14 protein-coding genes are annotated in these 13,605 nt (G+C 34.8%); 8 read left to right on the top strand and 6 right to left on the bottom strand.

The genetic code is table 11. The features are described 5' to 3' along the window. Window positions 1-64 precede the first annotated feature (64 nt). Window positions 65-475 carry an acyl-CoA thioesterase gene (locus tag LX80_RS00105; RefSeq protein ID WP_111293022.1) on the bottom strand — a complete coding sequence of 137 codons (411 nt, stop codon included), beginning with the start codon at window positions 473-475 and terminating at the stop codon, window positions 65-67. 161 nt (window positions 476-636) lie between these two features. On the opposite strand from LX80_RS00105, the gene LX80_RS00110 reads away from it, so the two are divergent. The 6 genes from LX80_RS00110 (at window position 637) to LX80_RS00135 (ending at window position 8,793) form a co-directional block, all read left to right on the top strand. Beyond that, window positions 637-3,669 (top strand): tetratricopeptide repeat protein, encoded by a 3,033-nt coding sequence (locus LX80_RS00110; protein WP_245897883.1) that lies wholly within the window; start codon window positions 637-639, stop codon window positions 3,667-3,669. A gap of 23 nt (window positions 3,670-3,692) precedes the next feature. Further along, window positions 3,693-5,483, top strand: a complete 1,791-nt coding sequence (locus LX80_RS00115; RefSeq protein ID WP_111293023.1) for a TonB-dependent receptor — start codon at window positions 3,693-3,695, stop codon at window positions 5,481-5,483. A gap of 9 nt (window positions 5,484-5,492) precedes the next feature. Continuing rightward, window positions 5,493-6,074 (top strand): hypothetical protein, encoded by a 582-nt coding sequence (locus LX80_RS00120; protein WP_111293024.1) that lies wholly within the window; start codon window positions 5,493-5,495, stop codon window positions 6,072-6,074. Window positions 6,075-6,088: 14 nt separating this feature from the next. After that, entirely contained in the window at window positions 6,089-6,994 is a 906-nt protein-coding gene (locus LX80_RS00125; RefSeq protein ID WP_111293025.1) for a class I SAM-dependent methyltransferase, read from the top strand. An 85-nt stretch (window positions 6,995-7,079) separates the two neighbouring features. Beyond that, the gene (gene hisIE / locus LX80_RS00130; RefSeq protein WP_111293026.1) at window positions 7,080-7,676 is read left to right on the top strand and encodes a bifunctional phosphoribosyl-AMP cyclohydrolase/phosphoribosyl-ATP diphosphatase HisIE; all 597 of its coding nucleotides are present in this window, start codon (window positions 7,080-7,082) and stop codon (window positions 7,674-7,676) included. Between the two features lie 43 nt (window positions 7,677-7,719). Beyond that, entirely contained in the window at window positions 7,720-8,793 is a 1,074-nt protein-coding gene (locus LX80_RS00135) for a TlpA disulfide reductase family protein (RefSeq protein WP_146250345.1), read from the top strand. Window positions 8,794-8,836: 43 nt separating this feature from the next. Here the strand turns inward: LX80_RS00135 and LX80_RS00140 are convergent, their stop codons facing one another. The 4 genes from LX80_RS00140 to LX80_RS00155 are packed head-to-tail and all read right to left on the bottom strand — an operon-like array spanning window position 8,837 to window position 10,794. Next, a complete protein-coding gene (locus LX80_RS00140) occupies window positions 8,837-9,190 on the bottom strand; it encodes an arsenate reductase (RefSeq protein WP_111293028.1) in 354 nt (117 codons plus the stop codon). Then, window positions 9,190-9,711: a hypothetical protein gene (locus LX80_RS00145; protein ID WP_111293029.1), complete on the bottom strand. Its 522-nt coding sequence runs from the start codon at window positions 9,709-9,711 to the stop codon at window positions 9,190-9,192. The genes LX80_RS00140 and LX80_RS00145 overlap by 1 nt, the downstream gene beginning before the upstream one ends. Window positions 9,712-9,756: 45 nt before the next feature. After that, complete coding sequence (locus tag LX80_RS00150; protein ID WP_111293030.1) at window positions 9,757-9,975, bottom strand: hypothetical protein; 219 nt, start codon at window positions 9,973-9,975, stop codon at window positions 9,757-9,759. 33 nt (window positions 9,976-10,008) lie between these two features. Further along, window positions 10,009-10,794: a (Fe-S)-binding protein gene (locus LX80_RS00155; RefSeq protein ID WP_111293031.1), complete on the bottom strand. Its 786-nt coding sequence runs from the start codon at window positions 10,792-10,794 to the stop codon at window positions 10,009-10,011. A 102-nt stretch (window positions 10,795-10,896) separates the two neighbouring features. On the opposite strand from LX80_RS00155, the gene LX80_RS00160 reads away from it, so the two are divergent. Continuing rightward, on the top strand, window positions 10,897-11,532 hold the full coding sequence (locus LX80_RS00160; protein WP_111293032.1) for a LysE family translocator: 636 nt from the start codon (window positions 10,897-10,899) through the stop codon (window positions 11,530-11,532). Here the strand turns inward: LX80_RS00160 and LX80_RS00165 are convergent. After that, window positions 11,529-12,851: a (Fe-S)-binding protein gene (locus LX80_RS00165; protein WP_111293033.1), complete on the bottom strand. Its 1,323-nt coding sequence runs from the start codon at window positions 12,849-12,851 to the stop codon at window positions 11,529-11,531. The genes LX80_RS00160 and LX80_RS00165 overlap by 4 nt on opposite strands. A 232-nt stretch (window positions 12,852-13,083) precedes the next feature. On the opposite strand from LX80_RS00165, the gene LX80_RS00170 reads away from it, so the two are divergent. Then, window positions 13,084-13,578 (top strand): phosphoribosyltransferase family protein, encoded by a 495-nt coding sequence (locus LX80_RS00170; protein ID WP_111293505.1) that lies wholly within the window; start codon window positions 13,084-13,086, stop codon window positions 13,576-13,578. Window positions 13,579-13,605: the final 27 nt, after the last annotated feature.

A 13,605-nucleotide genomic window follows, 5' to 3' on the forward strand; every position in this document is an offset into this window, starting at 1 on the left:
TATTTTAAAACCCAATTATATTTTTAAACGGCATTTTGTGTATTGTAACATGCGTTTGCGCCTGTTATTTAAAGTAAACGGCCAATTTTTCGTATAAATGTTGGGGCATATTTGTTTTTTCCTTTGTTTTTGCATTAATAAAATACAAAACCACCCTGCCTACGGTTATTAATTTGTGTTGCTCATTAAAAATTTCCTGGTGAAACTCAATTTTATGATCGGTTGGTAAGTTTTTTAAAGTAGTGGTAATAGTTAATAAATCATCATAATGCGCCGGGCGTAAATATTTTGTGTGTATTTCAACAATGGGCATTATAATACCCATAGCTTCCATATCCTTGTAAGTAAAACCCAATTGGCGAATACTTTCTGTTCGTCCAACTTCAAAATATTGAACATAATTGCCATGATAAACCACATTCATTTGGTCCGTTTCTGCATATCTAACTCTAATCTGTGTGCTACTTTGATACATTTTTTTTAAAAATTTGTTGGTAAAGGTATTAAGCTTTACTGTTTATCCACAAAATGTGGAATGGTATTTGGTTACAAAGTGAGGGTATTAACTTTAAACTTATTTTGCGTTTATTTAAGATTCCGTTCATAATCTTTGTTCATAATACACGTTTCAATTATATGCAGATAAAACATTTTTTTTTATATGTATTGTTTAGTGCTAGCATGTATACCGGTTATGCACAGGCTACAAAAATAAATAATGACCCCGCCGCATTGTTTAAGCAGGCTAAAGAGTATTTTCAAAACAATGAATATAGTTTAGCTTATCCTGTTTTTAAAAATTTGCAAAATCCGCAATACGGTGCTACACTTAATGATGCCACCATACGTGAGGAAATAAAATTTTACACCATTGCCTGTGAACTGTATTTAAAAAATGCCGCTGCAGCTTCACAAGCTGCTGAATTCATTAGCCTTGAAACCACTACACCGTTGGTGCAAATGATGAGTTTTTATTTGGCTGAATATTTATTTGAACAAAAAAATTATACGGACGCACTTACTTATTATCAAAAAGCAGGTATTGATAATTTAAGTAATAGCCAAATTTCTACTTTGAAATTTCATATGGCTTATGCCTATTTTACTTTACAAAAATTTAATGATGCCAAACCATTGTTTGATGTTATCAGGCAAATAAAAACCGACCCAAATTATATTGATGCGAATTATTATTATGGCTTTATTTGTTTTTACGAAAAAAACTATGCAGCTGCATTGCAGGCATTTACTATAATTGAAAAAGACAAGACGTACAAAAACATTGTTCCTTTCTATATTGCAGAGATTTACTATTTCCAAGGGAATTACGATAAAGCCCTATTGTATGCCGAAGCTGCTTTATTAGCTGGCAATCAGTATTATGAGTTACCATTAAAACAGTTAATTGGTCATTTGTATTTTGATAAAAAAGATTATGCCCGTGCTAAATCATATTTAGAAGCATACATTAATGCTACGCCAACCCCTAACCGTGAAGATGTGTATGAATTAGCCTATTGTTATTATGCTACCGGCAATTATCAGCAAAGTATTACAGGATTTAAAGAGTTGGGCGGGAAACAAGATTCATTAGCCCAAAATAGTATGTATTTGTTAGCGGATGCTTACTTAAAAACAGGCCAAAAAGCCAACGCAAGAAATGCTTTTTTGTTTTGTGCAACCAATAATGCTAACCCAACTCAAAAACAAGTATCCATTTTTAACTATGCAAAATTAAGTTACGAATTAGGATACTTTGATATTGCTCAACGTGAGTTGGAAAATTTCATCAACAATTATCCCTCATCGCCTTATATTCAAGAAGCCAAAGAAATTCAAGTAAGCGTATTGGCTAACACAAGCAATTATAAAGATGCATTAATGTTGTTTGAAAGCTTACCGTCTCAAAGTGAAAACGTTAAGAAAGTATATCCGCGAATTTTATATGGTAGGGCTGTTGAATTGCTGAACGATCAGCGTGTAAATGAGGCTAATGCTTTATTAGTTCGTTTATTACAAGTGCCTTATAATGAATCGCAATTACCATACGCTTATTTCTGGTTAGGTGAAATTGCATACAGAAACGGTAATGTTGATGCTGCCATACAATATGATAATGCTTATTTAAAAAATCCTGTTGTTTTGGGCGAAGTAAATCCGATTAATGCACATTATAATTTGGGATATGCTTTATTAAAAAAGGAAATGTATAGCGAGGCACTCAGTAATTTTCAACAAGTTGCCAAAACCATTTCTTTCAATCCAACTCCCGTGCAGTTAGATGCGTATATACGTTCAGGTGATTGTTATTTCATGAATAGAAATTATAAGCCGGCATTAACCATTTATGATAAAGTAATTGATATGAATGCCAAAGGTGCCGATTATGCTTTGTACCAAAAAGCTATTATTGCAGGTGCCTATAATAAAAATTCCGAAAAAATTAATTTACTACAATCACTTATTAAGCAGTACCCCAATTCTGAGTTTGCCAGTGAAGCCAATTTTGAAATTGCCAACACCTATATGGCTGCTGAAAATTTTAATGCTGCAATTCCTTATTTGCAAAATATTTTAAAAAATAATGATGCCGCCGCTTTATGGCCGAAAGTTTACTTGAAGTTGGGTGTGTGTACATTCAACCTAAACCAAAACAACCAATCGCTGCAAAACTTTACACAGTTGGTGTCTCACTATCCCAATTCACCGGAAAGTGATGAAGCCATAGAGTATATTCGGAATATATTTTTAGAAAATCATCAGCCTGATGCATTCGTAGCCTTTATGAAGGAAAACGGCAAGCCGGTATCGTATAGTGAAGAAGATTCTTTAACATTCCGTTCTGCACAACTGGCATATGATGCGGCCAATTTTAATGCTGCTCAAAAAGGTTATGCAAATTATTTGGCGAAATTTCCTGATGGTAAATATAATATTGAGGCTAACTATTTTATGGCGGAAATTTATTTAATGAATAAAGATCCTCAGAATGCCTTTACTTATTATGCTGCTGTTGCTGCTAAAGCACCTAATATTTACGCAGAAAGAAGTGTATTGCAATGTGCCAGAATTGCTTACTTTGATAAAAAAGATTACACTACTGCCGAAACTTACTATGAACAATTAAAACAAATTGCCACACAGCAAGAAAATAAATTAGAAGCCATGCGTGGTTTATTACGTTGTCAGTACAAATTACAACAATGGAAAGATGCAGTGGCGAATGCACAAGATATTCTAAATGAAAAAGGTGCAGCTGAAGATGACCGAATGATGGCTAATATGATTGTGGCTAAAAATTTTCAATCAGACAGTGCTTTAACCAATGCTGCAAATGCTTATCAACAGGTAATTAAGTTAGGTAAATCTGAATACAGCGCCGAAGCGCAATACCGTATTGCTCAAATTTTGTATTTGCAAAATCAACTTCCTGCCGCTGAAAAAGCAGCTTTTGAAGTAATAAAAAAATACGGCTCATATGAGTATTGGGTAACGGATAGTTATTTATTGTTGGGTGATATTTATTTTAAAGAGAACGATTTGTTTAATGCGGAAGCAACCTATAAAAGTGTGGCAGAAAATGCTACTATTGAAGCATTGAAAAAAGAAGCAGCAGATAAACTGGCTATGGTACAAGCCGCAAAGAATAAACAACCAAAAACCAATTAACAATATATTTAATTAGTTTAAGCATGCTAAAGCAATATCAACTTCATATATTTTTAGTTTCTTTTGCACTTTGTGCTTTTTTGCCCAATGTAAGGGCTGAAAAACATCATCCACAGCAAAAAAAGCATAAATCAAAGCAACATACTGCTGTTCATAAAAAAGAAACAACTACCCATAAATCTACTGCAGTTCAAGCAAAAACAACTGCAACTGTTGTGGCACCCAAAAGCATTTCTGTAAACGATTTACGTGACACGGTAAGCCCTAAAGTAGTGGTAGTTACCTCTGTATTTAAGCCTTCTTTACGCAGTGCTGCTAAAATTAATTTTACTGCAGCCACTGCACCTACCGATGTTTCCATTATACCTTTAATTTATAGTATTCCTTCGCAAAATCTAACTTTTTCTTATCGCCCGGTTTCTATAAAACCATTGGCATTAGTACAGGATACCTCTTTGCATTGGGAAAAGAATAAATACATAAAAGTTGGTTACGGTAATTATGCAACACCTTATGCTGAGGCCGGGGTAGCATTGGGCGATGGACAAAAATCGGCCATTATGTTGCATGGAAAATATACTGCTTCAAAAGGAAATTTACCCTTCCAAAACTTTTCGTTGGGCGGCATTGATGCGAATGGCGTTTTCGCATTACCGCATCAACAACAGTTTACCGGTAAAATTTATTATAATAACAGCAATCAATATTTGTACGGGTTTACCGGCAATAACAATTTTACCAAAGAACAATTGCAGCAGCAATTTAATACCATAGGTGCAAACTTTGGCCTGCAAACCACCCAACCTAACGATTATGGCATTGCGTACCATCCCGAGGTAGGGATTTCTTCTTTTTTTGATAATCGGCAGGGTAGTGAATTAAATGCGGTTATTAAAGCACCGATTAGTAAAACCCTAGGAAAATTATTAACTTTTCAGGTAACGGGTTTAGCCGACATAACGCATTTACAAACCCCAACCAATACCATTAATAATAACTTATTTTATGTAGCGCCGGCTTTGCTTTTTAAAGTTCCTAATATTCAAATTAAAGCAGGGGTGCAACCTTCATGGGATAATCAGCAATTTTCACTTTTACCCGATGTGCATGTGCAGGCCAATATAGCCGAAACCCAATTGATTGTTTTAGCCGGTTGGCAAGGGTATTACCAAAAAAATTCTTACCAAAGTTTAGCGGCCATCAATCCATTTATTGCACAACCTACAGCATTGTTCAACACAAAATTTACTGAACAATATGCAGGAATAAAAGGCAATGCCGGGAAGCATTTTACTTGGTTAGGTAAAATTTCATTTTTGCAAATCAGCAATCAGCCCTTATTTGTGAATGATACTGCTGCAGGCAAATCGCAGTCGTTTGTTGTTTTGAATGAAACAGGATTGCAAGCTTTAAAATTACATGGTGAAGTTACTTATACCGATCAGGAAAAATTTTCATTTATTGCCGGAATGGATTACACACAATATACCAAACAACAGGTTTATGATAAACCATGGGGATTATTGCCTTTGGATGTTACCGGTACGCTACGTTATAAGTTAACGAAAGATTTTTCCATAAAATCTGATTTGTTTTTATGGGATGGGTCTCAATACCGCGATCCGGTTTCTTTGGCTTCGCGTAAATTACCCGCTGCTATTGACATGAATGCCGGTGCCGAATTTTCAATTAGTAAAAGCTTGAATATCTGGCTTCAATTCAATAATATATTCAATAATAAGTATGAACGTTGGAACCAATACCAGGTTTTAGGTTTTAATGTTCTGGGAGGAATCGTATATTCGTTTCATTAATGCACACACATGAAAGAGTTGTTGTTGCCCTATTTATTGGTAAATGAACGTTTGGGAATACCCGGCTTAGGTTTGTTTCAATTAATTAAGGATAAGCCAAGCGTAAATTGGGCCCAAAAATCAGTTTCCGCTCCGGCTACTCAAATTAGTTTTTCAACTGAAACTGTTGAAGCCGACCATCAGTTTTATAAATCAATTGCAGCACAACTCAATATAACAGAGGTTGCAGCTATTCAACTTTTTACAGATTACACATACGAACTTAAAATACAATTACAACAAGGTGGTGTATTATTACCGGGAATTGGAACCTTATTGCTAAATCCTGATGGTGAAGTTTTATTCAGGCCTTTGCAAAACAATATGGCATTGCAGCAAACATTATCTTTTCAACAAATTAAAATTGTATCGGCAAAAGCTGCAGAAAATATACCTTCTCGGCAATCTATTTTAGCCAATATTCCTGCTGTTGAAACCAATTCAAGTGTTGAAGAAGTTTCCGATGAAATGATACAAAAAGATAGATGGTGGATTTACGCCATTATATTAACCATTATTGGCATTGCAGCACTGGTTATTGCGTTAATGTAATTTTTTAAAACAGCATGAATCAACCATCTATACAATACTCAAATTGTCCTATTTGCAATAGTAGCAATATTTCGCTTTCCTTATCGGCTATTGATTACACTGTTTCGCAACAAACATTTGAAGTGTGGGAATGCGCTGAATGTACTGCGCGATTTACACAAAAAATTCCCGATGCACAGCATATAGGGCCTTACTATCAATCAGAAAATTATATTTCTCATTCCGATACACATAAGGGGCTCATCAATGCTTTGTATCATTATGTTCGCAGCATAACCTTGCAACAGAAGAGAAAATTTATTGAAAAAATAACCAAGGGAGAAACTAAAACATTATTAGATGTGGGCGCCGGTACCGGAGCATTTGCTAATACTATGCATTTGGCCGGATGGCAGGTTACCGGTGTTGAAGTGGATGAAGGCGCAAGAAATATTGCAAAGAACAAATATCAAATTGATTTACATAATGTAGAACAATTGCAGCAATTGCAACCTGCTTCTTACCAGGTTATTACCATGTGGCATGTGTTAGAACATGTGCATGACTTGCATGGGTATATGCAAAATTTTTACAAAGCTTTAAAACCGGGTGGAAAGCTGATTATTGCTGTACCTAACTATACTTCGTACGATGCACAATATTATCAGCAATATTGGGCAGCTTATGATGTTCCTCGCCATCTATATCATTTTTCGCCTAAAAGTATGTTGTGGTTAGCGCAGCATCATCAATTTACCATACAGCAGTACAAAGCAATGCCCTTCGATAGTTTTTATGTAGCAATGCTCAGTGAAAAATATAAACAGGGCAAAAACAATTTGTTGAAGGCGTTTTGGGTGGGCTTGCTTTCAACTCTGCATACATTACAATCGGTTAAAAAATGTAGTTCTGTTATTTATGTATTGCAGAAAAGCCGGTAAGTATCAATAGCCTTCTTTGTTGTAGTTTACAGTTTATTTATCGGTATTTTTGCTAAAAATTTAGAATAATTAAAGCCTTAGAACAATGAATGTAGCGTTTAATAAATATGCCGATGGATTGGTGCCCGCCATTATACAAGATTACAACACATCAAAAGTGCTGATGTTGGGATTTATGAATGAGGAAGCCTATAAACAAACCGAGCAAACAGGAAAAGTTACTTTTTATAGTCGTTCTAAACAAAGGTTGTGGACTAAAGGTGAAGAAAGTGGCCATTTTTTAGAACTGAAAAGTATTAGTGTTGATTGTGATAATGACACTTTACTCATAAAAGCAATACCGCATGGCCCGGTTTGCCATACAGGGGCCGATACTTGTTGGAGTGAAAAAAATCATGCCGATAATTTTTTATTGTATTTAGAAGAAGTGATTCGTTTACGCAGCAAGGCATCGCCCGATGAATCATACGTTGCAAGGTTAATGCAAAAAGGTATTAACAAAGTGGCACAAAAAGTGGGTGAAGAAGCTGTAGAAGTAGTAATTGAAGCTAAAGATGATAATGAAACCTTATTTTTGAATGAGTCTGCCGATTTGCTGTTTCATTTTCTGGTATTATTAGCTGCAAAAAATTATACTTTGAATGATGTGGTAAATGTTTTAAAAAGCAGGCATTCAAAATAAATTGAAAATTCAAATAAAACCTATCAAAGGTAAATTGTATAGTATGAAAAATTTAGTTGTATTGTTGTTGTTACCCTTAAGTGTTTTTGCCCAAAAGGGGTTTGTGATAAAGGGCGATGTGAAAGGAATAAAGGATAGCACACTGGTATTTTTAGTAAGTGGCGCTACCGGAAAGTCTGTAGCTGAAGACTATGTGAAGAATGGTAAATTTACCTTGAAAGGACATTTGGAAAATGCCGATATCTATCAATTAAATTTCATTGGTTATCTGGCAACCCCGGAAGTTTTCATGCAAAACGATGAAGTATTTGTTAATGGTGATGTGAACCATTTACAAGATTTGGTTTTTTCCGGATCGCCTTTACAGAATGATTATGTAGATTATTTAAAAGGCTTTAATCCTTTAAAAGAAAAGCTAGGTAAGTTGGTATCTGAAATTAACGCTGAAAAACCCGGCATGAAGCGCGATTCATTAATTACTTCTTTCGGTGTTTACAAAAACATGGTTATTAGTCAGGTAGATGCATTTATTAAGCAAAAGCCTACATCACAAGTTAGTGCATTTGTAGTTTATGCAGTTAATCCGTTGTTTTCAGGTGTAGATGAATTAGAAGCTAAATACAATCGTTTAGGTGAGCCGGCTAAAGAAGGATTTTATGGGAAATTGATTCAACAAACCATAGCGGCTGCAAAAGTTGGTGCAGTAGGTACAAAGGCAATTGATTTTACACAAAATGATACTGCTAACCGTCCGGTTAGTTTATCTTCTTATAAAGGAAAATATGTTTTGGTTGATTTTTGGGCCAGTTGGTGCCGTCCTTGCAGAATGGAAAACCCCAATGTAGTGGCCGTGTACAACCAATTTAAAAATAAAAATTTTGCTATCATCGGTGTTTCACTCGATCAACAAAAAGATAATTGGCTGAAAGCTATTCACGATGATGGGTTAACGTGGACACATGTAAGCGACTTGCAATTTTGGAATAATGCAGTAGCACGTTTGTATCATATTGAATCTATTCCCGATAATATGTTAATTGACCCCAATGGTGTTATTATTGCCCGTGGCCTTCGCAGTGAACAACTAAAAGAGAAATTAGCAGAGGTATTACAATAATTGGCTTGGCTATGTACCTTAATAGTTTGTTTAAAAAAATGAACTATTTGAAAACGGTGTTATAAAGTGCTTCATTAAAACCAATGGCCACAACGGTGGTGCCTTTAACAATTACAGGACGCTTAATAATACTCACCATTTCTTGCATTAATTGAATGGCTTTTGTTTCGGTGGTAATGCTTTGCTGTGTGTTGGCATCTAACTTACGCCAGGTAGTTCCTTGTTTATTTAATAGGTTTTGCCAACCACCTGCTTGTTGGCACCAGTTTTTTAAAGTAGTTGCTTCAATTCCTTCTTTTTTAAAATTGTGAAAAGTAAAAGGAATATTATGTTGTGAAAGCCAGTCTAAAGCCTTTTTAACTGTATTGCAATTCGGGATACCGTAAACCTGATACATTATGAATGAGAAGTTTCAGTTTTAAAATATCGTTTACCTAACCAACTTTTTCCTGCAGGAATCATCCAATTTTCCAATAACTCTTGTTTAGTATAAACCAAGTTATTGAAGTAGATGGTTTCTTCGCTAATAAAGCCCTTTTCAATGGCATATTCAATTTGAGAAAGAGGCAATAATTCTACTTTTTCTTTTATGAAGAAAGCCAACATTTGTCGGTCGAACAATTGAATGTTGAATTGCTTTTCTATTTGTTTAATAAAGTGTACACTGTAATCGGTGCTGCATCCACTCACTTCAGCCTGAGATTCATCGGCCATAATAACAATGAATTGCCCAAATATTAAGTTGGCATAACCTTTTACAGGGGTACCATGGCTTTTCCAATTTTGCACAAAATCGGCAAAAAGTTGTTCTAACGTAAGTGCTTCTTGCATGGAAAGTAAACGGCTACTTTGATAAATCCAAACCCGTGAACGATTGGAAAAGTCAGCCGGAAGTATTTTTTCTAAAGAAATGTTCATAGTGCAAAATTATTACAATAATTGCATTATGACATGGTCAATTTTTTAGGGTTTGTTTTGTTTGTAAAATTGAATGATGCGAGCATAAAAATACCCGCCAATAACAGCAGCAATGGCTTTAAAAATTAAGTTTTCGGTTGAAAACAGGGTGGTCGTATTCCACTCGTTCATGGCATAATCATAAATGCCATCTAGTATTAACAACGCGGGAAATAGCAAGAACGAACCAATAATAAAATGTTTCAATGAAAAATGTATTTTCATAATATATTGTTCAAGCTATTGGCATTATTTTATTTATTCACCCACCATTGATTGTTCAATCAATTCAGCAATGTCAAGCACATGTACTTCGGCTTCCTTTTCTTTGTTTTTCACACCATCAGTCATCATGGTGTTACAAAATGGACAAGCTGCTGCAATAATATTCGCATTAGTGGCTAAAGCCTCTTCTGTTCTTTCAATATTAATGCGTTTATTGCCGGGTTCGTCTTCTTTAAACATTTGTGCACCGCCGGCACCGCAGCAAAGTCCTTTACTTTTACAACGTTTCATTTCAACTAATTCGGCCGATAAAGCTTCTAAAACCTCTCTGGGTGCTTCATAAATGCCATTGGCACGGCCTAAGTAACAACTATCGTGGTAAGTTATTTTTTTGCCGGAGTAGGGGCTGTTCTCTTTTATAACAATTTTTCCTTCTTTTATTAATTGCTGTAAAAAAACAGTGTGGTGTATTACTTCATAATTGCCGCCTAATTCCGGGTATTCATTTTTTAAAATATTAAAACAGTGTGGACATGTAGTAACAATTTTTTTGATGCCATATCCATTTAATATTTGAATGTTATTGTACGCCATCATTTGAAATAAAAACTCATTTCCTGCACGCCTTGCCGGGTCGCCGGTACAAGCTTCTTCTTTGCCCAATATGGCATACGATATATTTAGTTTGTTTAAAATGCTTGCAAATGCTCGGGTAATTTTTTGGGCTCTTACATCAAAACTTCCTGAGCAACCTACCCAAAATAAAACTTCGGGTGTATTGCCGTTGGCTGCCATTTCGGCCATTACTGGTACATTCATAACAATAACCTTTGTACGAATGTAGGGTAAATTTATTTTAGGTGAATATTTTGAATAAAGATGTTATTTTCACCTATTCATAAAATTTTATTTTCTTGTTGAATGGATTTACTGATTGTACTTTTAGTTGGATGGCTGGTTAGTTTTTTGGGGCAACTGCCGTTGGGCACCATGAGCATTACCGCAACACATATAGCTGTTTTAGAAGGTTTTAATAATGCCTGGCGTTATGCTTTAGGCGTTGCTTTAATTGAAATTATTTATTTACGTTTAGTTTTAGTTGGTGTGCAATGGATGCTGGCACATCATTTATTATTTACCATTATTGGTTGGCTTACGGTTCTTTTTTTTCTGGTTTTTGCTGTGATTAGCTTTGTGATGATTGCGCAGAAAAAATCGAATGAAAAAAATATTTTATTGAAAAATAATTTACACCGATTTGTTTTAGGGGTAAGTATGAGTGCTTTGAATCCTGCACAAATTCCTTTTTGGTTTATATGGAGTAGTTACTTGATGAATGCCAATGTTTTATTAAACCAAACAGCCAGCTTAAATTTATTTACCATTGGTTGCGGATTGGGCACAATAAGTGGTTTAGCTTTTTATATGTACGGCGGCAATTGGTTAATTAAGAAACTGAAAGCCGAAACAAAAGTGTTAAATATAATTATGGGAATTGTTTTTTTAATTGCTGCATTTGCACAATTATACCGAATGCTGTACAGTAAAATGTTTTAACTATTTACCCATTGATCTCTTTCTTCCGGTGAAAATTTCCAGGGTGCAAAATTGTTTTCAATGTTACTAAAAGTGCTGTTCCATTCTTGTGGTGCATTGCTTTCTTCCATAATTAAATAGCGGCGAAGCTGTAAAATAATGTCAAGCGGTGAAATACTTACCGGACATTCTTCTACACAAGCATTACAAGTTGTGCAGGCTCTCAGTTCTTCAGTAGTTATATAATTGTGAAGCAGCGATTTTTCATCACTTTGCCAATTTTCAACCTGTTTTTCTCTTCTTTTACCTAATTCTTCCATACGGTCGCGGGTTTTCATCATAATTAAACGCGGACTTAATTTTTTGCCGGTTAAATTAGCCGGACAAGCCGCTGTGCAACGGCCGCATTCCGTACATGAATAGGCATCTAATAAATTTTTCCAGCTTAAATCTGCCACATCTTTTGCCCCAAATTTGTGTGTGGTTTCATTTGCAGCATCTGCCGGAATTAATTCCGGCTGCATGGCGTATAACACCTCTTTTTGAATTTCAGGCATATTGTGCATTTTGCCTTTGGGTTCTAAATTGGCGTAGTACGCATTGGGAAATGCCAATAAAATATGTAAGTGCTTGGAGTAAGGTAAGTAATTCAAAAATGCCAAAATACCTGCAATGTGTAACCACCAGGCCATCCGCTCAACTACTTCTATTTGCGGTGATGAAAGATGATTAAATATGAATTGTAAATGTTCGGAAAATAAAAAATTACCGGTAATGTGCTGAGCGTAATGACCATAATTTCTGCCTTGTAAAATAGTATCAGTGGCATTCATGGTTAAGAATAAGCACATTAAAATAATTTCCGATATTAAAATATAATTGGCATCACTTCTGGGCCAACCGTTTAAATCGTTGCTTAAAAAGCGTTTAATGTGCAATACATTTCTTCGTATTAAGAAAATAATGCAAACAATAATTACACCAACTGCAAAACATTCAAATACATTAATTAAAAAATTGTACACTATTCCCAATGGCTGTGCAAATAACCGGTGTGTACCAAAAATACCGTCTAAAATTATTTCCAGAACTTCAATATTGATAATGATAAATCCGGCATATATTACAAAATGTAATACGGCTACTAAAGGGTTTTTAAACATTTTTTTTTGTCCAAAAGCCAACAACAGCACATTGCGCCATCTTAATGGTTTATTGTCGTTTATTATTTCATCACGGCCCATTAAAATATTTGCTTTAATGAAACCAACTTTTTTTGCAAATAAATAAATGCCTACTGCCAGTAATACTATAAAAATAATTTGAGGAATAAAGTGCATAACCAAGTTGTTATGGTGCTAAGTTAATAGTTATGAGTATATAAAATGCAACAAATCAACAGGTTTGCAAGTAGTAATTATTAAATATTAAACAAATGGGTGGCATAAATGCCGGCAAACAAAAAATACTTACAAAATGCCTAAGCAGTTCATTCATTTCAATTTTTACCGTTAAATTGCTTTGCATAAAGGCACTAAGGCTTTTAAAGCTTGTTGGAAAAAAATGAGTACAATGCAAAAAGAAATATTATCGCAAAAAATTATACAATATAAGTTAGAGCGTTTGGCGTTAGAAGTGGTTGAAAATTTAGCCAATGCCGAAAACGAAATTATTTTGCTCGGCATTAAAAAGAATGGGTATGTAATTGCGCAAAAAGTGGCTGCATTGATGCAACCTTATTTTAAGCAATCTATTGTTGTTTCAGGTATATCATTAAATAAGCAACACCCTGATGATGTGCAAATAGATAATCCTGTAACATTAAACGATAAACATATAGTAGTGGTTGATGATGTTGCCAATACCGGCCGTACGTTAATGTATGCGCTAAAACCTTTATTACAGCAATATCCTAAAAGTATTCAAACCATGGTATTAATTGATAGAATGCACAAGTTATTTCCTGTTAAGCCCGATTATGTAGGCTTATCAGTGGCTACTACACTGCAAGAACATATTTCAGTTGAAATGAATAAGGAACAAATTGTTGGCGCCTATTTATTGTAATACATTTGTTACCTTAGTATTTTACGA

It is taken from the genome of Hydrotalea sandarakina (genome assembly GCF_003254115.1).
GTDB lineage: Bacteria > Bacteroidota > Bacteroidia > Chitinophagales > Chitinophagaceae > Hydrotalea > Hydrotalea sandarakina.

Coding starts and splice junctions, on each gene's coding strand:
- LX80_RS00105 (WP_111293022.1), bottom strand. CDS start 475: ATGTATCAAAGTAGCACACAGATTAGAGTTAGATATGCAGAAACGGAC.
- LX80_RS00110 (WP_245897883.1), top strand. CDS start 637: ATGCAGATAAAACATTTTTTTTTATATGTATTGTTTAGTGCTAGCATG.
- LX80_RS00115 (WP_111293023.1), top strand. CDS start 3,693: ATGCTAAAGCAATATCAACTTCATATATTTTTAGTTTCTTTTGCACTT.
- LX80_RS00120 (WP_111293024.1), top strand. CDS start 5,493: ATGAAAGAGTTGTTGTTGCCCTATTTATTGGTAAATGAACGTTTGGGA.
- LX80_RS00125 (WP_111293025.1), top strand. CDS start 6,089: ATGAATCAACCATCTATACAATACTCAAATTGTCCTATTTGCAATAGT.
- hisIE (WP_111293026.1), top strand. CDS start 7,080: ATGAATGTAGCGTTTAATAAATATGCCGATGGATTGGTGCCCGCCATT.
- LX80_RS00135 (WP_146250345.1), top strand. CDS start 7,720: ATGAAAAATTTAGTTGTATTGTTGTTGTTACCCTTAAGTGTTTTTGCC.
- LX80_RS00140 (WP_111293028.1), bottom strand. CDS start 9,190: ATGTATCAGGTTTACGGTATCCCGAATTGCAATACAGTTAAAAAGGCT.
- LX80_RS00145 (WP_111293029.1), bottom strand. CDS start 9,711: ATGAACATTTCTTTAGAAAAAATACTTCCGGCTGACTTTTCCAATCGT.
- LX80_RS00150 (WP_111293030.1), bottom strand. CDS start 9,975: ATGAAAATACATTTTTCATTGAAACATTTTATTATTGGTTCGTTCTTG.
- LX80_RS00155 (WP_111293031.1), bottom strand. CDS start 10,794: ATGAATGTACCAGTAATGGCCGAAATGGCAGCCAACGGCAATACACCC.
- LX80_RS00160 (WP_111293032.1), top strand. CDS start 10,897: ATGGATTTACTGATTGTACTTTTAGTTGGATGGCTGGTTAGTTTTTTG.
- LX80_RS00165 (WP_111293033.1), bottom strand. CDS start 12,851: ATGCACTTTATTCCTCAAATTATTTTTATAGTATTACTGGCAGTAGGC.
- LX80_RS00170 (WP_111293505.1), top strand. CDS start 13,084: ATGCAAAAAGAAATATTATCGCAAAAAATTATACAATATAAGTTAGAG.